We start from the raw sequence: 22424 nt of genomic DNA, 5'->3' as shown, positions 1-22424 counted from the left end.
AGTGATCGGTTGCTGCTAGTGCATACTTGCACGGTCTGCGGAATTCGGCTGATCAACATGCTCGAAACTGTCTCAAACAACACTCAGAGCTGGCGCTGGACGATTTCACTTTTCTGTCTCACTTTTCTTGCGCTGATCGTCCGGTGGTATTACGTAAGCACCGCGCTTGTCATTCACCCCGTTCGCGGAGACGCAACCCAATACGTGAGCTACGCATGGAACCTGCTGACGCATGGAACCTTTGCAAAGGACCTACCCGGTTCCGCCTCCATCACAGCGGACAACTACCGTGATCCCGGTTATCCCCTTTTTCTCGCATTGCTGATGAAAGCCTTTGGTACTGAGGACATCTGGTATGCCTCAGTGCTGCTTTGCCAAGCGCTGCTGGGTGCACTGACTGTTGCCCTGAGCACTCAACTGGGGAAATTCTGGCTCGCCAGTCGCTGGGCGCTCCTGGCAGGCATTTTAATGGCCGTGTGGCCTCACAGCGTAAGCATCACCGGAGTTCTGCTCAGCGAAACGCTCCTGAGCTTTCTGTGCGCTGCGGCACTGCTCGCCTTTGCGATTGCATGCCGCCGCGGCAGCTATTATTGGGCCTTTTCCAGTGGCTTGATCTTCGGCGCTGCCGCGCTCACCAACTCGGTGCTAGTTCCCTTTGGCGTTGTGCTTGCAGCGTTGTTTGCATGGCGGCGGCTGGCTGCGCGTCCACTCTGCGCTGCGCTAGCTATTGGCGCACTGCTGCTACCGGGTTGCTGGGCGCTGCGCAACAGCCAGCTGCCGCCGGCTTCCGTTGACTCTTCGCGCGATCGCGCCCTTCTAAATTTTGCCCAAGGTGAATTGCCAAATTATCATCAGGCCTACCGGGATTCGTTCTTCGGGAACGCTGTTCAAAAAAAGCATGCCAGCGCCACGCTCAGCGCCGTGGATGCCCAATACGCCCTGTTACGGAAATCCCTGCCGGACGGCCTCGGCGCTTTTCTCGGCGAGGTGGAAAAGCAGCCAGCGAGTTACGCCTTCTGGTATCTCGTCGAAAAACCGCATGAGCTCTGGGACTGGAATATCGTTTTTGGGCAAGGCGACATTTATGTCTATCCCACGGTCAATTCGCCGTTCAAGACGTTCCGGCTGTGGATTGCACTGGAGGCCGTTTGTCAGTCACTCAATCCACTGATGACGTTGCTAGGAGCAGCCGGACTTCTGTCGCTCGCGCTCTCATCCCATTTCAGACATTGGGCGTCCCCCGCGCGCCATGGCTTGGCACCGCTGATCGCCGTGGCTTTCCTGTTGGCGTTTGCCACGACGGTCTACTGCGTCTTGCAGGAGGAACCGCGATACTCCATTCCTTACCGGCCGTTCGAGATTCTGATGGCCTTTACGGCCATCGCCGCTGCAAATCGTTTCTGGATTTCTCGCAGTAACCTTGCGCGAGCCTCACCCTGAAGCTTGTCAGGCCGGTAACTATCGCCCCCGGCCTTTGAATGCACCCGACAGCACGTGTCTTGCCCGACTTGGTACGAAACGTGATTGCGCAAGGCAGATCAAGGGGAGATTTCAACAATGCGCCAACGGATCTCGAGCGGCTTTACGCTGATTGAGCTGATGATTGTCGTGGCGATCATTGCGCTGCTTGCAGCGATTGCCATTCCTGCGTATCAGGATTATCTGATCCGGGCCGAAGTAACCGAGGGATGGTCGCTTTCGAGCGGTGCAAAGGCGGCGGTGTGGGATTATTTTTCCAATCACGGCACGCTTCCCGCAGACAACCCAACCGCCGGCTTGGTCAGCAGCAGCTCCATCAACGGCAATTACGTGACCAGTGTCACCATCAGCAGTGGCAGGATCATTGCGGCCTTTGGTGGCCGAAAAGTCAATCCAAAACTTGCCAGCACCATGACGCTGATGCTTTCCCCCACCCCCAGCGTCGGCTCAATGGCTTGGACCTGCAGCTCGGCAACCGTGCCCGCAAGATATCTTCCCTCATCATGCCGCTGATCCAGGCTTTTGCATCAGGTAATCCTAATCCAAAACTGTCGCAGTCAAACGGTCAAGGAGACAGTACTGACGCGAAACGTCACTAGATGACAAATTTTGTAGGCGTTGCAAGGGGGCGTTGTTCGGCCTTGCCGTACGGTCTCCCGCACCGCCGAAAAAAACGCTTCATTTATCTTATGGCCGTCTACGCGTCCCGCTCACACAGGCCTTAGAGAGCATTACCGCAGCGATGGCACGTAATCTGCTTTAGACCAAGTGAGCTTTCTGGTCGTTACTGACCGAAGTGACAGGGGTACCGGTCCCATCAGGGATTGTGTGGCCGGGGCTCGGGGGCATCAAATACGGTTAGCTAACTATTCTCAACGAGAGGAATCGCTATGAAGAGTACACAGAAAGGTTTTACCCTGATCGAGCTGATGATCGTCGTCGCGATCATCGCCATCCTGGCCGCGATCGCCATTCCGGCGTATCAGGACTACATCATCCGTTCCCAGGTATCGGAAGCAGCGACGCTGGCCAGCGGTTCAGAGACAGCGGTATCTGAGTATTACCAGAACAAAGGAACTGCTCCCACAAGCAACCTGCTTGCAGGTGTCGCTCAACCGGCCAGCATTGGCGGAAATTATGTGGCGACCGTTACGGTCGGTGCTGGCGGCATCATTACTGCTGCGATGGGATCTGGTACTGGCTCGGGTTATGGATCAAAGGCGAATACCAAAATTGCCACCAAAACTTTGGTTTTTTCCCCAACTTTCAGTGCGGGTAGCACTGCGTGGACCTGCCAGGGTTCCGCGAGCACACTTGCGGCGAAATACATCCCGTCTTCGTGTCGCTAATCTTTCAAAATCAGTAGTCAGTGATAATTAGATGGGCCGCTTCGCGGTCCATCTTTTTTTTTGGATTCGTTTACCCATGCAGATTGATCGCCGTAAATCGTTGAATTGGCTGAGTCTGCCACTCATCGGCATGCTGGTTTGGTGGATATATAGAAATGGGCTTTACGGCGATTTCCTGTTCGACGATTTTGCCAACATGCCAGCACTTGGCAGCTCTGGACCGGTCACGCACTGGAGCACGTTTTTTCGCTACATCACTTCGGGGGGCGCCGACCTTACCGGCCGACCACTCACGCTGCTGACCTTTCTCATTGACGGCCACAACTGGCCAACCGCGGCGTATCCGTTCAAGCGAACCAATCTGGTTTTGCACCTGCTCAACGGTGGTTTGCTGGCGCTCTTTTTGACACGGCTGGGCGAACAAACGATTGGTGGACAATCCAGCGCACAGGGCTTCCGCTTGCGGGCCGCTGCCATCACCGCCGCCACGCTGTGGATGATCCATCCGCTGCTGGTCTCCACGGTGCTCTACGTGGTGCAGCGCGAGGCCATGCTGCCCATGACGTTCACCGTGCTTGGCCTGCTTTTTTGGATGCAAGGCCGCCGTGCCTTGCTCACGGGCGACCGACGGCGCGGCGTTGGCGGCATCGTTTTCGGCCTGGTTTTCTGCACGCTGCTGGCCGTGCTGAGCAAACCCAACGGCATGCTGTTGCCGCTCTTTGCGCTGGTTATCGAATACGTGCTGTTGTCAAAGCATCGTGCCGCCACGAGCGCGCTTATTGCCGTTGACGCCGTGGACAAGCGGCTGTACCGCACGCTTTTCCTACTATTGGCGTGGCTACCGGCTGCGCTTGTCGTGTCCTATCTGATCTATGTCGGCATCACGGGGGCCATGCACGGGCTGACACGCCCCTGGACGATTGGCCAGCGGCTGATGACCGAACCGCGAATACTGTTTCAGTATCTGGATCTTCTATGGGTACCGCGTCCCTTCACGCCCGGCCTTTTCAATGATCAATGGATCGCCTCCACGTCGCTGTGGTCACCGATAACCACGGCACTGTCCCTTGGCGGACTGGCCGTGCTGCTGGCGGTGGCGTGGCAGTTACGGCGCCGGTATCCGTTCTGGTCGCTGGCCATTCTTTTTTTCTTTGCGGCGCAGCTGATCGAGTCGAGCACTATTCCGCTGGAGCTGTACTACGAGCACCGGAACTATGTTGCCGCCATGCTCATGTTCTGGCCCTTGTCGCTATGGCTGTGGGGTGCCGAGCGGCCGGTGCCGTCCAGCTACGGCCGAATGAAGCTGGCGCTGCTTCTGATCATTGTTGCGGGACTGGCAAGCATGACCCGGGCGCGCGCCGACCTGTGGGGTAACAGCCAGCAGCAGGCACTGCTCTGGGCCACGCTGAATCCGGCATCACCGCGCGCCCAGGCCAACGCTGCCAACCACGAAATGGCTGCCGGCAACCCGCAAGCCGCCCTTGCCCGGCTGACGGTTGCTGTAAAGGACCACCCGGACGATCCGCAGATCACCCTCAACATACTCAGCGCGCACTGCGCAATGGGCGGCCTGACGGACGACGACCGGAAACTCGCAGGCCACACGTTCGCCCACCTTGTCAGCGGTGAGGCAGTCATTTTCAGCTGGCTGGGTGGCGCGATCGAGGACCTTGCAAAAAACAGCTGCAAAGGTCTGACCCCCGATTTCATCACCGGCATGCTGGATGCGGCAAGCAGCAACCCCAGGCTGCAGCATGTCACCGGACGCGTGCAGGACCTGGACCACCTGCGTGGTGAGCTGGCCCTGTCGCAACACCAGCCGCAACAGGCTCTTGACTGGTTCAATCGGGGCCTGGCTCTCAGGCCGGGGCCTCAAATGGCATTTGAACAGGCGGCCTCGCTGGGCAGCGCAGGTTATCCTGCCAAGGGGCTGGAACATCTGGACTATTTCGTGAGCTTTCACCAGATGGATCCTCCTGCGGCTTTTGGCATGCCCAGCGTCCACGCGTGGGTATTACGCAAACAGAACTACTGGGGCGATGAACTGGTGTATTTACGCAAGACGCTGCAGGACGACGTTGCTCATTCGACCAATACGGCCAGTCCATGACCGCAGCCAAGAGGGAAACGTGCTGGGGATATGTGCTGCTCGCACTCGCCCTGCTTGTGGTTACGGCGGTCTATTGGCCCGGTCTCTACGGAAGCTGGTTGTTTGATGACTATCCAAACATCGTGGACAACGCCGGCCTGCATCTGGACCATGCCAGTGCCTCCAGTCTCGTCAACGCCGCGCTGTCATCACCGGCAAGCGAGTTCAAGCGTCCACTCTCATCGCTGAGTTTCGCGGCAAACTACCTGCTGACCGGACTCGACCCGTTCTGGATGAAGCTGACCAATCTGGTGATTCATCTCGCCAACGGTGTGCTGGTGTTTTTTCTGGCCAACGCTTTGTTTGCGGCGGTGGCGCGGCGTAAAACCGGCGCACCTCGCGACGAGAGCGCGGGAATCACTGCGGCAATCATGGCCGCCGGCTGGATGCTGCTGCCGATCAATCTCACCGGCGTTCTCTACGTCGTGCAACGCATGGAAAGCCTGGCCAATCTTTTTGTTTTGCTGGGTTTGCTGGGTTACCTGAGCGGCAGACGGCGCATGCTTTACCCCGATACCGCGCTTGCTGTTGCTGCCCCGGTCGCCAACGACCACTCGCAAACACTTGCTACCGCGTCGGGATCCAGACGCCCCGGCTTTGTACTTTGCGTGGTCAGCGTGGCGGCGTGCACCGTGGTTGGCGGGCTGGCCAAGGAGACAGCCGTGATGCTCCCCCTTTATGCCTGCCTGACCGAATGGGCGCTTTTCGGTTTCCGTCAGGCCCAGCCCTCGGCAACGACCTCGGCGAATCCGGCAAAGCTGCCGCTGCAACGGCGCCTTGATTACCGGATCGTCGCACTGTTTTTCGCCATGCTTGTTGTGCCCATGATGGCGGGTCTGGCCATGTTGCTGCCTGGCCTGCTGGCACCCGGCGCATGGGCTGCGCGAGACTTTACCTTGCAGACCCGGTTACTCACCGAAGCACGTGTCGTCGTCGATTATATTCACTGGACGCTGCTGCCCACGCCGGATTCCCTGTCGTTCTATTACGACAACTTCCGTATATCAACCAGTCTGATGTCGCCTTGGACAACCGCGGGCAGCCTACTGCTGCTGACCGCGATGGCTGCAGCGGTGGTCTGGTTTCGCCGCAGCCGCCCGCTTGTCGCCCTGGGAATCGGCTTTTATCTTGGCTGCCATCTTTTGACTGGCACGATTCTCCCACTCGAGCTGGTCTACGAGCACCGCAATTATTTCGCAAGCTTCGGCTTGCTACTGGGAATGATTCCCTTGCTTGCAGGATCACCGGACACTCGCTCTGGCGTTGTCGACAGGAGCAGCAGCCCAGGCACAGCCGATCAAACCGGTTACGGCGAGACGGTCAGACAGTCCGCTGCGGCGCCGACGTTCCTGCTGCCTCGCCGCGTGCTGCTTGGCCTGCTGATGGTGTGGTGGGGTGCCGTCACGGCGCTTACGGCCTATGCCTGGGGCAATCCCTTGCGCCTGGCACGGGAGCTTGCCGCGCGCGCTCCAGACTCTCCGCGTGCTCAGTACGAGCTTGGTCGCACCTACATCATCTACTCTCAATACGATCCATCCTCGGTTTTCACTCGATTGGCCTACGCGCCCCTCGAACAATCCGCTTCGCTGCCCAACTCCTCCATTCTTGCGGAGCAAGCGCTGATTTTCATGAACTCGCGCATGCATCTTCCGCTCAAGGCCGCCTGGTGGGATTCGATGATCGGGAAGTTGCAAGCGCGAAAATCCACGGTGCAGGATGAAAGTTCACTCGGCGCACTGACCCAGTGTGACCGCGATCAGGAGTGCGACCTGCCCAAGAGCCGAATGACGCAGGCCTACCTGGCCGCGTTGTCGCACCCCAATCCGAGTGCGCGGCTGCTGGCGATGTACGGCGATTACGCTTGGAACGTGTTGGACGATCATGTGCTTGGCCAGAGCATGACCGCCGATGCGGTCAAAACAGCCCCCAACGAGCCGGCTTACCGTATTACCCTGGTGCGCATGCTGGCAGCGCAAGGCCGCATCGCCGACGCAAAAGCCGCGCTGGTCGCGCTGCAGGCTCTCGATATTGGTGGCCGACTTGACGCAAGTCTGAAGCAGCTGCGCGAACTGCCCGAACTGCGTTGACCGGCGGCCGGAACCCGCCGCGCAAGCGGAGAAGTGTCGCTCCACCGCATGCTACCCGACTGCGATACGCTTCATAATCACCGTGCCACTGGTTTCAGGGATTCGCGCAACGTGTCTAGTAAAGTCATTCGCAGCCGAGCCGATCTGGCCATCAACGGCGCGCAGCCCGCGTTTGAGCAACCCCTGCATGTGGGTCGCCCCAACATCGGTGATCGCGACGCCTTTTTGCAGCGTGTCAACCAGATTCTGGACAACCAGTGGCTGACCAATAACGGGCCGATGGTGCAGGAGTTCGAGCAGCGCATCGCTGCACACTTGGGTGTGAAGCACTGCGTCGCCATGTGCAACGGTACCATCGCACTCGAAATCGCCATCCGCGCGCTGGGGCTCGAAGGCGAGGTGATCATCCCTTCGTGGACCTTCGTGGCCACCGCGCACGCACTTCATTGGCAGGGCATCACGCCGGTATTCGCCGACATCGATCCGACAACGCACAACCTGGACCCCGATGCCGTGCGACGCATGATCACGCCGCGCACCAGCGGCATTATTGGCGTACACGTTTGGGGCCGTGCCGCACCGATTGACGAGCTGCAGGCCATAGCCGACGAGCACGGGCTGAAGCTGATGTTCGATGCCGCCCACGCCTTCGGAAGCAAGTACAAAGGGCAGACGATCGGCCGGTTTGGAGCGTGCGAAGTACTCAGCTTCCACGCCACCAAGTCGTTCAACACATTTGAAGGGGGTGCAGTTGTAACCAACGACGACGAGTTGGCGGAGGCTGTGCGCCTGATGCGCAACTTTGGATTCAGTGGCTATGACAACGTGATCCACCCAGGCACCAACGGCAAGATGATTGAAGTGTGTGCCGCAATGGGCCTAACGAATCTCGATGGGGACGCAGAGATCGTTGCAGCAAACAAGCGTAATCACTCGGCATACACCGCCGCGCTCGCGAATATCCCAGGAATTTCCGTACTTGCATATGATTCGTCTGAGCGCAACAGCCACCATTACGTTGTTATGGAGGTGGGTTCAGACTATCGCGCATCGCGCGACGAAATCGTCGCTGCATTGCAAGCGGAGAATATCCTGGCGCGCAAATACTTCTGGCCCGGGGCGCACAAAATGAGACCCTACCGCGATTTATTTCCGCACGCCGGCTTGATGTTGAGGAACACTGAAAAAATTGCTGAAGGACAAGTAGTGTTGCCGAATGGCAAAAGCGTGAATGGTGATGCAATAGATGTAGTTCGCCAGATTGTTACTATCTTGGCAGTGAGTGACTAAGACGCTTCCCTTCAAAGATGCGGCCAAAGCCGCGTGTGGACGAAAAGGATTATCCGTGGAATCGAGCGTCATTGCCAAACAACTGAAGACCTCCGGCTATTCCGTGGTACGCGGATTCTTGTCGAATATAGATGTTTCCCCTGCGTTGTTGGAGCATCTATCGACCGCAGAGAAGTTTCTAGATGGAGTGATCAATCGAATTCCGAACTCCCAGATGCAAGCTATCCGGAATAAGATCAACAACCTTATTCCAGAAGTGGCGGATCAACTAGGCATCGATATCTGTCGAGACCGTTTCAGCTACTGCGCTATCCGTATCCAGAAATCGCACGAACTCCAGGTGATCCGGAAGCCGTTTGATGCGCATCGCGATCCGAAAATTGGCGGAGGCGGTGTTTTGAACTGGCACGTTGATCACTTCAGCTACTACCTGTATGGCGATCACAAGAACTGGCTGATCTGCTACATGCCTGTCATCAAACCATCGAAGCAACTCGCGAATCTCGCAATCATTCCGAGCGATGTGCTGCAAACTCAAGATCCTGAACTCGCCCGTAAAATTCATGGTCGAGGAGCCATGCGATTCAGGTGTGCTGAGGCAGATACGATCGATTGGTTCAGGCTCCGGTTTCCGGACGAGCATATCCAAGTCGGGGACTGGTTTGCGATTGATGATTACTTAGACTCAACGATGGGATGGAAGATCAATATAGATCTCGAAAAGCACAAGACGATTCCAGAACTCGATGTGCACGACCTGCTGATCATGCGGGCTGACGTCATCCATCGCACAGCTGATGCAGGTAGTAACCGGATTTCAATTCGTTGCGACGCAATTCCCAACCGCGCCCCGAGAATTCATACATTTATAGGATTGATGAGCCTGACCATCCGCTACCCTTTTGTGGGCAGCAAGAGGCGTTACAATTTGAAGAACTGGCTGAAGAACGAATGGCGTAAGCGATTGCGCCGTAGTCCGTGACGAATTTGAATGTCATAGACGAATGTTTTTGGACAAATACTGTTAAACAGCAGTATCCGGAACGGCTTGAAAAAAACTATTACATGGCGTGTCAGGCGTCCTTTACCCGAAGAGGTTCCAATGAACATTGAGACATTCGTTGAGAGATTTGCGTTCGCGATCGAGGCAGACGCGAGTTCTTTGACGCCCGAAACAGACTACAAGAAGATGGAAAACTGGGACTCATTGAATGCGCTATCCTTAATAGCCATGGCTGATACAGAGTACGATGTCGTACTTACGGGCCAAGATATTCTCACAACTCATACGATCCGAGATTTATATGAAGTCGTGGAGGCGAAGTCGGCGAAGTCATGAGCGAAGTTCGCAAAATTGCCATTCGGGCAATCGCTGGGGCGGTACCAACAAAAGTCTCCCGTACGGCAGACTACGAATTTCTCTCCGTAGAGGAACGCGCCCGCTTCGAAAAAATAGTCGGCATAAAAGAGCGGCGCATCGTCAACAACCAGAAGCAATGCGGTTCGGATCTCTGCATGGCCGCGGCAACTCGCGTGCTAGAACATTTGCAATGGGATCGATCAAGCGTTGGCGCTCTTGTCTTGATTACCCAGACGCCCGACCAGCCAATTCCCGCAACGTCGATCGTCCTTCAACACAAACTCGGCTTAAGTCAGAATTGTATAGCGTTCGATGTCAATCTCGGCTGTTCGGCCTTCCCTTACGGCCTCGCGATTGTGACGTCGCTCATGCAGTCGCTTGGCATAAATCGAGCACTCCTCCTTGTCGGAGATGTTTCCAGCAAAACCTGCGCCATCAACGATCGCAGTGCGTGGCCGTTATTCGGGGACGCGGGGACCGCAACTGCACTAGAAATTTCGCCAGATGCCCCCCCAATTTACTTTGAACTAATGTCGGACGGCTCAGGCAAAGACGCCATTATCGTTCCGGCGGGCGGCCCGGCATCACGTCAGCACCTCGGCTACGAAGCAAAAGTCAAAGTAGCAGGCGACGACGGCATAGAACGGTACGCGGATAACATCGTTCTGCGCGGCTCAGACATTTTCAGCTTCGCCATATCGCGAGTCCCTACCAACATCAAGCGAACGATGATCGAATCAGGTGATACGCCAGCTACCATTGACTACGCGGTACTGCACCAAGCGAACAAGATGATCAACGATACGATCATCAAAAAGACCGGCTTCAAGCCAGAGCAAGCTCCTGGCAGCTTGGCGAAATTCGGGAATTCGGGTTCCGCGTCGGTGGCGCTCACGATCTCAGCAAATGCCGATAAATTTGAAAGCGATAAGCGTGTGCTCGTGTGTGGTTTCGGAGTCGGCCTGTCGTGGGGCTGCGCAATTTTCGTAATTCCGCGGGGTGCGGTTTTGCCTATAGTCGAGTCGGACGATGATTATTGATCCGAATATCTACACCAACCGAGGCATCTTTGACGAAGAGATAAACCGGCTTTTTAACGCACGCTACTTTGTAGGCTCAGCGGCGGAGTTCAAAGAAATTGACTGCTTTAAAAGCTTTCAGCTTGGTAAGAAGATGGTTACGGTCAGGCGTACTGCAGAGGGCATTCGTGCTTTCAGCAATGTCTGCTTGCATCGAAGCGCCATCCTAGATCCCTTAGGCACTGGCAAGCAGAGTTTTCGGTGCCGCTATCATGGGTGGCGATATGGAGCAGGCGGAGAGCTAAGTCACACTCCATTTGTCGCACTTGACGAAATTCGCAACTGCAATCTCCAGACCTATCCGATCGCAAGTGTGAATGACCGCATATTCGTAGGATTGAATGGCCAAATACCCGAAGTTGGTAAAGTCCCCAAAGTACTAGCAGCCTGTGGACTACACGACTCTCCGTCAGAGCCCTTCCACACGGGCACAACAATGTTCAAATGCAACTGGAAACAGCTAGTCGAAAGTGTCGCAGAAAACTATCACCTAAATTTCGTACACGGCACCACGTTTATCAAAGAAAGCTACCGGAGCACCGGACGATTCGACTGGCTCAACGACGAGTATGTGTTTCAGCATGAGATGGCCCCGACCGGAGACTTGCCAAAAGGCCCAAGCCCTTCCAAGTTATTCCCGGCCTACGACAAGAGATACTCACACGCTTTCGTATTTCCCAACTTGTTTGTTGCAAATACAGAAAATCTTATAGGTTTTCAAAATAGGCTAACGCCAATTGAGCCAGGCATCACGCTGAGCGAATGGTCGCTATATGAATTGCCAGCGCTGCAGCAAGGTACGCCAGGAATCAGACAGTTTATACGCGACAACGCGATAAAATTTACCATTGCGGCCCAAAGTGAAGATCAAGCCGTAATTGAGTCTTGCGGTCAGGGGATATCGCAAGAAAACGCAAATGTTCAACTGCAGGTTGTGGAAGGGCAGTTGCGCAAATTTCATGAGTTTTACCGTGAGGAAATGAGAGATGTTTTCTGAGCATCATGTGCTGGTAACAGGCGCAACTTCCGGCATCGGACTGGCGGTTTGTGAGGATCTTTTAGACCACGATTGCCATATTATTGCAATTGGCCGTAATCTTGACCGGCTGAAAGAATTGAAGGCGAAACGACCTGAACGTGTAACAGAAGTGCCGTTTGATCTCACAGACTTTGATGCCTATGCAGCGGCATTTTCTTCCTTCCCTAAGCTTGACGGCGTCGTTCTGTGTGCTGGAATTGTTGGGAATAATCCCCTGCGTTTTTTCTCGATTGAGAAATATCAGAAGTTGATAGCTATAAACCAAACAGCACCTATCGCAGCCGTCGCAGAGCTAGCCAAACAGAGCAAATTGAATAAGGGTGGTTCAATAGTGCTCTTGTCTTCCATCAACGGATATCTCGTGGGTTCTAAAGGGATGGCAGACTATGCTGCATCCAAAGCCGCTTTGATTGCCTATTCGAAAGTCATGGCATTAGAGCTCGCGCACCACTCAATTCGCGTGAATTGTGTTTGTCCAGCTGTAGTAGACACCGAGCTCGTCAGAGGAGCGGGCCAGCTATCCGAAGCAGATGCCGAAGCTGATCGGCAACGTTATCCAATGCAAAAGCGGCACGCGCGTCCCGAAGAGGTCGCGTCCGCGGTGCGGTTTCTGCTCTCATCTGACGCGTCTTTTATAACTGGAACGACCCTTGTGGTAGACGGTGGATACACTATCCAATGAGTCCAGTACGGCTTGTATTAGTTGGTTGCGGGGGATTGGGTCGTGAAATTCGCGCAAATCTGAATGCATTCCAGACACCCTTTGAGTTAGTCGGGTTTATCGATGACACGAAATCATCCCCGGAAATTCTCGGACGAATCGATAATCATGTTCCGATTCCGGAGGCTGTTTATTTAACGTGTCTAGGGAACGGCAGCGACAGATTGAAGATTAGAGAGCTACTCGCGCAACGTGGCGCTGAATTCACCAACTTTCAGTACTATGACTTGATAACGCTCGCCTGTTTGGATAATTCGAAAAACTCGATATTCCTCGGCAAATGTAGCATATCCAATAACGTTACTTTCGGTTCGGACGTCTTGATCCAAAGTTTTGCGGTAATCGGGCACGATGTCACCGTCGGAAATGCTGTGACAGTCAATTCTTTGGCCTTTGTTGGGGGTGGGTGCTTCCTTGAGGATTTCTGTACAGTTCATCCAAACGCCACCGTGCTGCCACATGTTCGCATTGGGAAGGGCGCAGTAGTAGGTGCGGGATCGGTCGTAATCAAGGATGTTGAACCCTACACCACCGTTTTTGGCTCACCCGCCAAAGTTATTGCCTACAGCAAACCAAATGACTGATGTTTACCTCAATCTGATCGCCTCCGCACTAGGTTCTCGGACTGAGAAAAATGATGCAGCTTCGCTTGGACACGCCGAATCTACAATAGATCGCGTCGTCAAAAAGACGGGCGTGCGGACTCGATCCGTTGTGTTGGAAAACGAATACACAAGTAATTTGGCCTTGCGCGCCACCGAGCAGCTACTGCTTTGCGCTGACAGCAAAGTCGACGAATTCGACGGACTGCTGATTTGCACTCAGACTCCCGACCACCTGATTCCGGGAGTTTCTTCGCGGGTACACGGCCTGCTTGGCTTCAGAAAGGATTGCTTCACCCTGGATATTAATCAGGGTTGCAGCGGCTTCATTTATGGCAGCCACCTTGTTGCCGCGATGATCCGAAGTGGAGCACTGCGCCAATCCGTTCTTATCAACGCCGATTGCTATACCCGGCTGATTCGACCAGACGATCTCACGACACGAGTATTGTTTGGAGACGCCGCCACCGCAACCGCGTTTTCGACCGAACGGAGCGGCCTTCGCCTTATATACTCCCACTGCTATTCCGACGGAACGGGATACGAAAACTTTATTGCCAGGGGCTCAGCGATCCATCCGGATACAGACATTGCGTCCGGCATTCATATGGACGGCCCGGGCATCCTGTCATTTGCGTTGCGAGTGGTTCCGGAAGCCATAAATGCTGCTTTGACGTCAAATAGTCTTACCAAAAAAGATATCCGGATATTTGCATTCCATCAGGCGAACAGTTTCGTGCTCGGCAAGTTGGCTTACAAGATGGGACTGAGGGACGATCAGGTTCCGCAAAATTGCGCCGAACTTGGAAATACCGTTTCGGCCTCCATCCCTTTGCTGCTAATGGAGCAACAGAATCATCTCAACCGCGGTGACCTGGTTCTGGCAGCGGGTTTTGGCGTGGGGCTTTCCTGGGGGGTGGCTCTGTTTGAGTATGTGGGCAACGGCTGAACCCGCAACTCTCGGGGAGAGCTTATATGTCTAATCTTGAACGACGCGCGGCCAACGCCGCATGGTGGAGCTCGCTTGAAATCCTTGCGCGCTACGGCGTGCAGTTCGTCGTCATGGTGGTGCTGGCGCGTCTGCTCACACCCGCCGACTTTGGCCTGATAGCCATGCTTCTGGTGTTTACCAGCATCGGCATCCTGCTGGTGGATTCCGGATTTGGCGCGGCGCTGATTCAGCGCCAAGAGACAACCGCAGATGACGAAACCACGGTCTTCATTTTCACCATGGTTATTGGCGTGGTTGCGGCAGCGGCGCTGGCACTCGGCGCCCCGGCCATTGCCAGCTTCTTTGACCAACCCAGGCTGGTCGATCTGACTCGGGTGATGGCGATAGTGTTGCCGCTCGGTGCCTTTGCCGCGGTGCCCGATGCGCTGTTGACCATGCGGCTGAATTTCAAGGCCCGCGCACGCGCCGAGGTGGTCGCGTCACTTTGTTCCGGGGTGGTCGCCGTCATATTGGCGCTGCAAGGCTTTGGAGTCTGGAGTCTGGCCTGGCAGAGCATTGCATCGATCGCAGTGCGCGGAGTGCTGTTGTGGATGTACTCGGAGTGGCGCCCGCGCGGCCGCTACCGTCACGAATCGTTTCGCGGGTTATTCGGCTTCGGCGGCTACATGCTTGTGTCCGGACTTCTCAACACTGTCGCGGTGCGGCTGCAGTCACTGATGATCGGCAAGCTGTTTGATGCCGGTGCGCTGGGGTACTACACGCTGGCCCAAAACACCCAGTCTGCGCCTGCTTCGTTCATGGGACAGGTATTGAGCCGAGTTGGGTTGCCGGTGTTCTCCGCCATTTCTCATGATCAAGTAAAGCTCGTTGCTGCACTGAGATCGTCGTTGCGCATGGCGCTTTTTCTTTTTGTACCTTGCATGATCGGCATCGCCGTGGTCGCCCGCCCTCTTATCGCGCTGCTTTATGGAAGCCGCTGGTCGTCGGCCGCACCGATTCTCAGCGTACTTGCGCTGGGGGCTGCGCTGTGGCCAGTGCATGTGTTGAATCTTGCGGCCATCAGTGCCCAGGGCAGGTCGGATCTCTTTTTTCGATTGGAAGTCATAAAGCAATTGTCCGGCATCTCGCTTTTGCTCATCTTCGCGCACTGGGGGACGCTGGCCATAGCGTGGTCGGTCCTACTGGGCGGCCTGATTTCGGCAGGGCTCAACACCTATTATTCCAAACGCCTGCTTGGCTACGGGTGGTTCGCTCAGCTCATGGATCAATGGCCGATGCTTGTTCTGGCTACGATAGCCGCTGCGTTGGGGTGGTCCATCCTGCATTGGACAAGGCCAGGTACTGTGATGATGGTGGCGGCCATTCTGACCAGCGCGGCGACTTATTTGCTGATGGCTATCTTGACGAAAAATGACGCTCTGCGGGAGCTCTTGTCTGTTGTCCGTACATTGCGCGACCGTCAGCATGGCAACGACATCACGCAAAAAAGTGACTCGTCACAATGAGTGCCGTCGAGAAATTCATTATCTACGCATCCCGGTATCGCGACGAGTCGGGCGGTGCCATTGTCTTGCACAAGCTTTGCGACACTTTGAACAAAATAGGGCACGAAGCAAAAGTCTGGCCACTGTGGCGGCCCCGCCTGTCCAGCAATATGACTCTCAATTCGGTGCCTTCCGCTTTGGCCTACCTTGGAAGTCGAATCTATCGGGGACCATTTTCAACGAACAAACGGTATGAGACGCCCATAGCAAAAGCATCGGACGTTGAAGGCAGCATCGTTGTCTATCCCGAGATCGTGAGCGGCAATCCATTGGGCGCTGATCGCTACGTGCGATGGCTATTGCACAAACCAGGGTTTCATGAGGGAAAATTCAAATACAGCTCCGGCGATTTGTGTTTCTCATACCAGGATGCATTCAACAACCTCGGCAGCGATATGCATTACGGTGGCATGCTTACAGTCGCCGAGTTGTTTCTTGACGTATACGTATTGAAAAATACGGGAGCGCGCACAAAAACCTGCCACATGATTCGAAAGGGCAAGGATCGAATCGACCTGCCTGACCTGCGGAACGAGTGGGTTGTCGACGGTCACTCTCACCAAGAGCTGGCGGAAATATTCAATCAATGCAAGATCTGCTATTTCTACGACCTTTACACGATGTATGCGGCTTATGCGGCGATGTGTGGCTGCATACCGGTGGTGGTCCCAGTCGATGGTGTCAGCAAGGACCAATGGGTGTCTGAAGAGAGCAATCGCGTTGGCCTGGCGTACGGCGTTGACGACATTCCTTACGCAGTTGACACCCGCGGTCGGCTGCTGGAAAACGTGCGTGCTGTAAATAACGGAAACCTTGAATCAGTCCAACGCTTTGTGTCGATTGTCAGTAGTCATTTCGACGAATGAAATTGCCTGTCGATTGAGACGTCACGGTCAGCGGCGCGCCTTAAGTTTCCCCGCATCACGAACGCCGGTCGCCACGTTGTGCATATGCGATTTTCGGCGAGGGTCAAAAGCAAGGTAAACAAGCACGGTCAGCGATAATTTGACAACTGCCCAGAACTTCCACACGCGAGGCACGTAAGTTCGGCTCAACAAGTAGCATCCATTGCGAAATAAATAGTAATGCCGCTGCGGCGAACGCTGCGGCCATACGTGCCATCCGAACCACCAGAAACGTATGCCCCGTTCTCCCATGCTGTGCTTGAACAACGCGGGTGGTATGCCCAACAGCTCGTAGCCGGCCGCAGACACTCTAAATGCCCAGTCAGTATCCACGTGATCAATGAAAAGCCTTTCATCAAGGCCACCTAATGCCTGATACAAAGACATTCGCATCAAAGTGCCGCTGCCGTTGAGGTTGGCGCAACGTACAAGCGCCTTACTCTCCGAATTAGGAAATACCCGAACCCATCGCCATCCACGAATAGCATGGAATCCGTGGTGCAATCCGGTAGTTTCATCCACAAGCTGCGGGCCAACGCAACCTACACGCCGGTGTCGTTCGGCGTGTAGCAAGGCTGACACGAGACAATCAATCGCGCCTGTTTGTGGCTCGCTATCCTGATCCATGAGCAGCAGCAACCCTTGCGATCCAACGTGCTCGGCGGCCAGGGCTGCACCCTTGTTTGTGGCAGCGGCCAGCCCGAGGTTTTCACTGCTTTCCAGAAGAAACGTATTCGGGCGAGCAGCGACGATGCGCCTGATGCCCTCAACCTCATTGTCGTCGGATCGATTGTCCACGACGCACGAAATGGCATCGACCGGCAGGGCTGAAAGCTGCGTAGCCAGCTTCCGCAAATCCGGATGAAAAGTGACAGTAACAACCGCCAGACGCGCCTTACCAGGCCCATCAGTCGAAGCCTTGCTATGCCCCGGATCAGATGGCGAAATCATTCGTTTGGTTGTCGTACCATGTCGGCCGACGTTCGCCGAAAGCTGTAGATCAGTGTGGGGATCAACCTGCGCAGGGGAGACAAAGCCCTGTCAGGCATGTACCGCAAAAAGGTCGTGACCCCGGCATTTGGATGCTCGATCTCAAACGTGAGTCGCAATGCGTCTATGCACAGGTTTTGGCCATTCAGATCGGCGCCTAAAAGCAACCGTTCGAGCTCTCCCATTTGCAGCGGCTCGCAGTCGTATAATTTTCCCTTACCCATACGTTGAAGATAAGGCGTGCGCCACGCACGGGGAAGCCAACTCAGAAACGCCAGCTTGTAGTGCGGCTCAACCAGCATCCAGCGATTGGGTGCGGCCAGATAGCCGACACCATCAGGTCGCATGACGCGTTTCAATTCCGCAAGATGTGAGCGCTGGGCACTCTCGTCGCCAACATGTTCGATAACGTGATTGGTGAGCACTACGTCAAAGGAGTCGTCCGCGAACGGCAACTGCGTGTCGCTGACCTGATGGTAGCGAAAGCCTTGCGTGACCAAAAGATTGTCATGGATGTCCACGGCATCCACTTCACAGTTGAGTGTTGGATGCGTGCCGAAGTAGTGGGCAATGCCGCCGGAGCCAGTCCCCACTTCAAGCATTCGAATGGGTTGAGTGCGGCTAGCGAGATTCAGCAACCGCTCTATCTTCAAACCTTTCAAGCGGCGCGACGGAAGATCGAGCACGGCATGCGGCTGGCGGCTGGTATCATTGCTGGCCGGGGATATTCCATCCGCTTGATCATGTGTTGGCAGGTCAGACATGACGTGAACCCAGCAAGTCGAGCAGGCGCTCGCCGAATAGCGGCCACGTCTTCGTCGCCGCAAACGCGCGACATGACACAACGCTTGCCTTTCCCCCTGCATGCGCCAAGTGCTGCGTCACCGCCGCCGCCAAAGCAACATAGTCTCCTGCTTCGATCAGCGCCCCTGTCTGCCCGTTCTCAACGGCATCAGAAACTCCGCCAACTTTGAAAGCGACGGTGGGTAAACCATGAGCAGCTGACTCCAATGCGACCATGCCAAAACCCTCCACATCCCCGGGCAGATCGAGGACCGGGAAAACATGCAGGCTGGCAGCCTGAAACGCCGCGCTGAGGCTCGCATCATCGCAGCGGCCGAGAAATCTAATGTTTTCCTCAACGCGGTGAGCACGGGCCGCAATGAGAATGCGTTCTCGCTCGGAACCCGCGCGTGCGTGTAGCGCATCGATCGCTTCTTCGCCGATCACAACCAGCAGCACTTCGGCGTTCTGCGAAACGATCGAAGGCAGAGCCTTGCTGACAAACTCCACTAGACCTTTGCGCTGAGTGAGGCGTCCTACAGAAAGCAGCAGTGGACGGGATCCAAAACCGTGCTGGCGGCGAAAATCCCTTCCGGCCTCAGGATCGAGATCGGGCAAATCTGTTCCCGGATGAAGCACGTGGGTGACGGCCGAGCCAACGCCGCGGCCGTGGGCTAGTGCAGCTGTGTTTGCACTGTTCACCAGGACAAGGTCGCACCGTCGAATCAACGGTAGCCACAACGACTGATAGGCGCGGCTGGGCGCGACGATGTCGAGCCCATGGAGGTACACCGCAGCCCTACCGCCTGCGAGCCGCGCCGCTGCCCATGCAATAGGTGCTGTGAGACCACTCCCGGCAATGACCCAAGCCGGCTTGCACCACACGGCGAAGCGCAGCGCCTTAAACAAGGTCGCCAGCAGAAAAATCGGCAGCGGCTTCACCCGACTTTGCTTCACTTCCGTTGCAGACCCCGCATAGTGACCGCTTCCGTCAGGCCCACAGAGCGCTGTTCGCCAGGCAGGCTGCAGGGCACGGAGCATACGAAGGTTGACCTTTTCCATACCGCCCAGCAGTGGCGGAAAATTGCGTGTCACCAGCAAGACTAATGGAACAGAATTTGTAATACCGCGGTCAGACATCGCGTCGGTACATCAAACCAGTGATCTGCTCGGATACCAAACCGATCAAAAACACGATCACCGCCGCGCTCCACATCAGAGTGCTGCCGTTGGTTAACCGCCCCTCGTGAAAGAAAGTCCAGGCGTAATTTGCGCAGCCCAACAGGAAAAACAACGCGCTAGCCGGTACAAAAAGCTTTAACGGCGAATACAGCGTAGCGATCTTGAAGATGATCAGCAGGAAACGCACGCCGTCACGCAGCGGTTTGATGTGGCTCTTGCCTATACGTTCGGCTGCCTTGATCGGCACATACGCCACCGGATACGCGCTACGAAAAAAGGCCATGGTGCTAGTAGTTGGATAGCTGAACCCGTTCGGCAGCAAGTGGATAAACTCGCGGAACTTGTCGGCGCGAACTGCGCGGAACCCGGAAGTAAGGTCAAGCACCGAGTGACCAGTCATGTGGCTGGCGAGCCAGTTGTAGAGCGTGTTCGCCAGGCCGCGTCCGACGCCCGCCTGACTGCTCCAGTCGCGGGCGCCGACGACCATGTCGTAACCCTGGTCGAGCTGGGCCGTGAGGCGCAGGATGTCGGCGGGATCGTGCTGGCCGTCGCCATCCATAAAAACAAGAACTTCGCCGGTCGCCGCCCTTGCGCCACGCTTGATGGCTGCGCCATTGCCCATCGAATACGGCGAGGAGAGGCACTCAACGCCATTGCTGCGACAGATGGCCGGCGTGTCGTCTGTTGAGCCATCGTCCACTACGATGATCTCGGCATCGGGATAAGCAGAACGCAGCTTGGGCAGGAGTGTGGCCAGCGCGGGCGCCTCGTTCTTGGCGGGCAAAATGATGCTCAGGTGGTTCAAAGAGGCTCCCCTACGGTTGAGCGGATCATAACTTGAAGCGGGGAAATACGCTGAGCCGCGCGACTTGGTCTCGCGCAGTATCCGCCAGATGGACGCTCGCCGACCTTCAACACCGCAAATTGCGCCATGCAGTTGCAATCTGGCGCAATGGTCTGCGCTAGGATGGGCACACCCTTCCATGTGGAAAAGTCGGTGGCCCGTGCGTGACTGCCTTCGTCGGGAACGATGGTTTGCACAGCCCTTGTCTCACCGGGGAGAAGGCCGTGATAGAGGGTTAGGTAATGGATGACCTGAGAACCGAACTGCGGTAGATTCAACTACATACGCGTAAGGGGTCAGAAATCATGTCATCACAGTTGCAGCCATCGCTGGTAGGCCTATCTGGCATGGCGCGCCGCCTGGTTTCCGAGGGCGTGTTGCCCGAGGCCGACGTGCGCAAGGCAATGTCGGACAGTATTCAGAACAAGTCCACCCTCGCCTCGTGGCTGCTCGATCACAACCTCGTTGAAAGCATCCAACTCACGCAGATCGCATCGGCGGAATTCGGCATGCCGATGCTCGATGTGGCGTCGATCAACCCCGCCAATATGCCGCTGGACGTCATCAGCGAGGCCCTGATCAGCAAGCATCAGGCGCTGCCGCTGTTCCGTCGTGGCAAGCGGCTGTTCGTCGGCATTGCCGACCCCATGCAGTCGCATGCGCTGGACGAGATCAAGTTCCACTCCAACTGCATGGTGGAGCCGATTCTGGTCGAGCGCGGTTCGCTGACCCGCGTTATCGAAAGCCTGCTGAACAACATGCGGGACACCATGCCCGATCTGGGCGGCGGCGATCTCGAAGGCCTGGATCTCGAAGGCGGTGACGACGAGGCCGAACAAACCGGCATCGACGCGAATGCCAACGACGATGCCCCGGTCGTCAAGTTCATCAACAAGATTCTGGTCGACGCGATTCGCCGCGGCGCCTCGGACATCCATTTCGAGCCTTTCGAGACCCAGTACCGGGTGCGTCTGCGCATGGATGGCATGCTGAAAGCGGTCGCCAGCCCGCCGATGAAGATGGCCAACCGCATTTCCTCGCGCCTTAAGGTCATGGCGCAACTCGATATCGCCGAGAAGCGCACACCGCAGGACGGCCGCATAAAGCTGAATCTCTCCAAGACCCGCGCGATCGACTTCCGCGTGAGCACGTTGCCGACGCTGTTCGGCGAAAAGATCGTGCTGCGTATTCTAGACGGGTCGTCGGCCAAGATCGGCATCGAGAAATTGGGCTACGAGCCCGAACAGCAAAAGCTCTATATCGACGCCATCCACAAGCCTTACGGCATGGTGCTGGTTACCGGTCCGACCGGTTCGGGCAAGACGGTATCGCTATACACCGGTCTGAACATGCTCAACACAGCCGAGCGCAATATCTCAACCGTGGAGGACCCGGTTGAAATCCGCGTCGAGGGCATCAATCAGGTCCAGCAGAACGTCAAGCGCGGCATGACCTTCGCCAGCGCCTTGCGCTCGTTCCTGCGCCAGGATCCGGACGTGATCATGGTCGGCGAAATTCGCGACCTGGAAACCGCCGAAATCGCGATCAAGGCGGCGCAGACCGGTCACATGGTGCTGTCCACGCTGCACACCAATGATGCCGCGCAAACCATCGCGCGTCTGATGAACATGGGCATCGCACCTTACAACATCACCTCGTCGGTCACCCTGATCATCGCCCAACGGTTGGCGCGTCGCCTGCATGATTGCAAGAAGCCGCAAGACCTGCCGCCGGAGGTGCTGCTCAAGGCCGGCTTTACCCAGGCGGATATCGACTCCGGCATGGTGATTTACGAGGCGGTGGGCTGCGATGGCTGCAACGAAGGCTACAAAGGCCGGGTGGGCATCTACCAAGTGATGCCGATGCTCGAGGACATCCAGAAGATCGTGCTGAAGGGCGGCAACGCGCTGCAGATTGCCGAGGTGGCCAAGGCGGCGGGTATCAACGACCTGCGCGCGTCAGCCATGCTGAAGGTGAAAAACGGCTTCACCAGCCTGGCGGAAATTGATCGGGTGACCAAGGACTAGGTCTCCACTTGAACGACAAGACAGCGCACTCGAGCACGATGT

At 56.1% G+C, this 22424-nt stretch carries 20 protein-coding genes; 16 read left to right on the top strand and 4 right to left on the bottom strand.

Going from position 1 to position 22424, the window contains the following annotated elements; genetic code table 11:
- Window positions 1-57: 57 nt before the first annotated feature.
- The 15 genes from ACDK93_RS05500 to ACDK93_RS05430 all read left to right on the top strand — a co-directional run bounded on the left by ACDK93_RS05500 (window position 58) and on the right by ACDK93_RS05430 (window position 16517).
- Window positions 58-1440, top strand: coding sequence for a glycosyltransferase family 39 protein (locus ACDK93_RS05500; RefSeq protein ID WP_458071596.1), 1383 nt, complete (start codon window positions 58-60; stop codon window positions 1438-1440).
- 117 nt (window positions 1441-1557) lie between these two features.
- Window positions 1558-1992, top strand: a complete 435-nt coding sequence (locus tag ACDK93_RS05495) for a pilin (protein ID WP_458072350.1) — start codon at window positions 1558-1560, stop codon at window positions 1990-1992.
- A 377-nt stretch (window positions 1993-2369) separates the two neighbouring features.
- Window positions 2370-2828 (top strand): pilin, encoded by a 459-nt coding sequence (locus ACDK93_RS05490; RefSeq protein ID WP_458071595.1) that lies wholly within the window; start codon window positions 2370-2372, stop codon window positions 2826-2828.
- A 31-nt stretch (window positions 2829-2859) separates the two neighbouring features.
- A complete protein-coding gene (locus ACDK93_RS05485) occupies window positions 2860-4938 on the top strand; it encodes a tetratricopeptide repeat protein (protein ID WP_458071594.1) in 2079 nt (692 codons plus the stop codon).
- On the top strand, window positions 4935-7064 hold the full coding sequence (locus tag ACDK93_RS05480) for a hypothetical protein (protein WP_458071593.1): 2130 nt from the start codon (window positions 4935-4937) through the stop codon (window positions 7062-7064). The genes ACDK93_RS05485 and ACDK93_RS05480 overlap by 4 nt, the downstream gene beginning before the upstream one ends.
- Window positions 7065-7175: 111 nt before the next feature.
- Window positions 7176-8354 carry a DegT/DnrJ/EryC1/StrS family aminotransferase gene (locus ACDK93_RS05475; RefSeq protein WP_458071592.1) on the top strand — a complete coding sequence of 393 codons (1179 nt, stop codon included), beginning with the start codon at window positions 7176-7178 and terminating at the stop codon, window positions 8352-8354.
- Window positions 8355-8409: 55 nt separating this feature from the next.
- A complete protein-coding gene (locus tag ACDK93_RS05470) occupies window positions 8410-9336 on the top strand; it encodes a hypothetical protein (RefSeq protein ID WP_458071591.1) in 927 nt (308 codons plus the stop codon).
- Window positions 9337-9456: 120 nt separating this feature from the next.
- Window positions 9457-9693: an acyl carrier protein gene (locus ACDK93_RS05465; RefSeq protein WP_458072348.1), complete on the top strand. Its 237-nt coding sequence runs from the start codon at window positions 9457-9459 to the stop codon at window positions 9691-9693.
- Window positions 9690-10754, top strand: coding sequence for a 3-oxoacyl-ACP synthase III family protein (locus ACDK93_RS05460; RefSeq protein ID WP_458071590.1), 1065 nt, complete (start codon window positions 9690-9692; stop codon window positions 10752-10754). The genes ACDK93_RS05465 and ACDK93_RS05460 overlap by 4 nt, the downstream gene beginning before the upstream one ends.
- A complete protein-coding gene (locus ACDK93_RS05455) occupies window positions 10744-11790 on the top strand; it encodes an aromatic ring-hydroxylating oxygenase subunit alpha (RefSeq protein WP_458071589.1) in 1047 nt (348 codons plus the stop codon). The genes ACDK93_RS05460 and ACDK93_RS05455 overlap by 11 nt, the downstream gene beginning before the upstream one ends.
- A complete protein-coding gene (locus tag ACDK93_RS05450) occupies window positions 11780-12514 on the top strand; it encodes an SDR family NAD(P)-dependent oxidoreductase (protein ID WP_458071588.1) in 735 nt (244 codons plus the stop codon). Before ACDK93_RS05455 ends, ACDK93_RS05450 begins: the two co-directional genes overlap by 11 nt.
- Entirely contained in the window at window positions 12511-13137 is a 627-nt protein-coding gene (locus ACDK93_RS05445; protein ID WP_458071587.1) for an acetyltransferase, read from the top strand. The genes ACDK93_RS05450 and ACDK93_RS05445 overlap by 4 nt, the downstream gene beginning before the upstream one ends.
- Window positions 13130-14104 carry a 3-oxoacyl-ACP synthase III family protein gene (locus ACDK93_RS05440; protein ID WP_458071586.1) on the top strand — a complete coding sequence of 325 codons (975 nt, stop codon included), beginning with the start codon at window positions 13130-13132 and terminating at the stop codon, window positions 14102-14104. Before ACDK93_RS05445 ends, ACDK93_RS05440 begins: the two co-directional genes overlap by 8 nt.
- 26 nt (window positions 14105-14130) lie before the next feature.
- Window positions 14131-15612 carry a lipopolysaccharide biosynthesis protein gene (locus ACDK93_RS05435; RefSeq protein ID WP_458071585.1) on the top strand — a complete coding sequence of 494 codons (1482 nt, stop codon included), beginning with the start codon at window positions 14131-14133 and terminating at the stop codon, window positions 15610-15612.
- Window positions 15609-16517: a hypothetical protein gene (locus ACDK93_RS05430; protein ID WP_458071584.1), complete on the top strand. Its 909-nt coding sequence runs from the start codon at window positions 15609-15611 to the stop codon at window positions 16515-16517. Before ACDK93_RS05435 ends, ACDK93_RS05430 begins: the two co-directional genes overlap by 4 nt.
- A 27-nt stretch (window positions 16518-16544) precedes the next feature.
- Here the strand turns inward: ACDK93_RS05430 and ACDK93_RS05425 are convergent, their stop codons facing one another.
- From ACDK93_RS05425 to ACDK93_RS05410, 4 genes are read right to left on the bottom strand one after another with little or no spacing between them, the layout of a single operon-like run.
- Window positions 16545-17507, bottom strand: a complete 963-nt coding sequence (locus tag ACDK93_RS05425; protein ID WP_458071583.1) for a glycosyltransferase — start codon at window positions 17505-17507, stop codon at window positions 16545-16547.
- A complete protein-coding gene (locus ACDK93_RS05420) occupies window positions 17504-18310 on the bottom strand; it encodes a methyltransferase domain-containing protein (protein WP_458071582.1) in 807 nt (268 codons plus the stop codon). Before ACDK93_RS05420 ends, ACDK93_RS05425 begins: the two co-directional genes overlap by 4 nt.
- Window positions 18303-19469: a glycosyltransferase family 4 protein gene (locus ACDK93_RS05415; RefSeq protein ID WP_458071581.1), complete on the bottom strand. Its 1167-nt coding sequence runs from the start codon at window positions 19467-19469 to the stop codon at window positions 18303-18305. Before ACDK93_RS05415 ends, ACDK93_RS05420 begins: the two co-directional genes overlap by 8 nt.
- Window positions 19462-20316, bottom strand: coding sequence for a glycosyltransferase family 2 protein (locus ACDK93_RS05410; RefSeq protein ID WP_458071580.1), 855 nt, complete (start codon window positions 20314-20316; stop codon window positions 19462-19464). The genes ACDK93_RS05415 and ACDK93_RS05410 overlap by 8 nt, the downstream gene beginning before the upstream one ends.
- Window positions 20317-20660: 344 nt before the next feature.
- Between ACDK93_RS05410 and pilB the strand changes: the two genes are divergently transcribed.
- A complete protein-coding gene (pilB, locus tag ACDK93_RS05405; protein ID WP_458071579.1) occupies window positions 20661-22382 on the top strand; it encodes a type IV-A pilus assembly ATPase PilB in 1722 nt (573 codons plus the stop codon).
- The last annotated feature ends 42 nt before the right edge of the window (window positions 22383-22424 follow it).

The organism is Rhodanobacter sp. BL-MT-08, from assembly GCF_054161255.1.
Note: the sequence above shows the minus strand (reverse complement) of the source record. Positions and strands in the feature narration are given on the sequence as shown.

Excerpts from the sequence above, each read along its gene's own strand:
- ACDK93_RS05500 (WP_458071596.1), top strand. The coding sequence starts at position 58 with ATGCTCGAAACTGTCTCAAACAACACTCAGAGCTGGCGCTGGACGATT.
- ACDK93_RS05495 (WP_458072350.1), top strand. The coding sequence starts at position 1,558 with ATGCGCCAACGGATCTCGAGCGGCTTTACGCTGATTGAGCTGATGATT.
- ACDK93_RS05490 (WP_458071595.1), top strand. The coding sequence starts at position 2,370 with ATGAAGAGTACACAGAAAGGTTTTACCCTGATCGAGCTGATGATCGTC.
- ACDK93_RS05485 (WP_458071594.1), top strand. The coding sequence starts at position 2,860 with ATGGGCCGCTTCGCGGTCCATCTTTTTTTTTGGATTCGTTTACCCATG.
- ACDK93_RS05480 (WP_458071593.1), top strand. The coding sequence starts at position 4,935 with ATGACCGCAGCCAAGAGGGAAACGTGCTGGGGATATGTGCTGCTCGCA.
- ACDK93_RS05465 (WP_458072348.1), top strand. The coding sequence starts at position 9,457 with ATGAACATTGAGACATTCGTTGAGAGATTTGCGTTCGCGATCGAGGCA.
- ACDK93_RS05460 (WP_458071590.1), top strand. The coding sequence starts at position 9,690 with ATGAGCGAAGTTCGCAAAATTGCCATTCGGGCAATCGCTGGGGCGGTA.
- ACDK93_RS05455 (WP_458071589.1), top strand. The coding sequence starts at position 10,744 with ATGATTATTGATCCGAATATCTACACCAACCGAGGCATCTTTGACGAA.
- ACDK93_RS05450 (WP_458071588.1), top strand. The coding sequence starts at position 11,780 with ATGTTTTCTGAGCATCATGTGCTGGTAACAGGCGCAACTTCCGGCATC.
- ACDK93_RS05445 (WP_458071587.1), top strand. The coding sequence starts at position 12,511 with ATGAGTCCAGTACGGCTTGTATTAGTTGGTTGCGGGGGATTGGGTCGT.
- ACDK93_RS05440 (WP_458071586.1), top strand. The coding sequence starts at position 13,130 with ATGACTGATGTTTACCTCAATCTGATCGCCTCCGCACTAGGTTCTCGG.
- ACDK93_RS05435 (WP_458071585.1), top strand. The coding sequence starts at position 14,131 with ATGTCTAATCTTGAACGACGCGCGGCCAACGCCGCATGGTGGAGCTCG.
- ACDK93_RS05430 (WP_458071584.1), top strand. The coding sequence starts at position 15,609 with ATGAGTGCCGTCGAGAAATTCATTATCTACGCATCCCGGTATCGCGAC.
- ACDK93_RS05425 (WP_458071583.1), bottom strand. The coding sequence starts at position 17,507 with ATGATTTCGCCATCTGATCCGGGGCATAGCAAGGCTTCGACTGATGGG.
- ACDK93_RS05420 (WP_458071582.1), bottom strand. The coding sequence starts at position 18,310 with ATGTCTGACCTGCCAACACATGATCAAGCGGATGGAATATCCCCGGCC.
- ACDK93_RS05415 (WP_458071581.1), bottom strand. The coding sequence starts at position 19,469 with ATGTCTGACCGCGGTATTACAAATTCTGTTCCATTAGTCTTGCTGGTG.
- pilB (WP_458071579.1), top strand. The coding sequence starts at position 20,661 with ATGTCATCACAGTTGCAGCCATCGCTGGTAGGCCTATCTGGCATGGCG.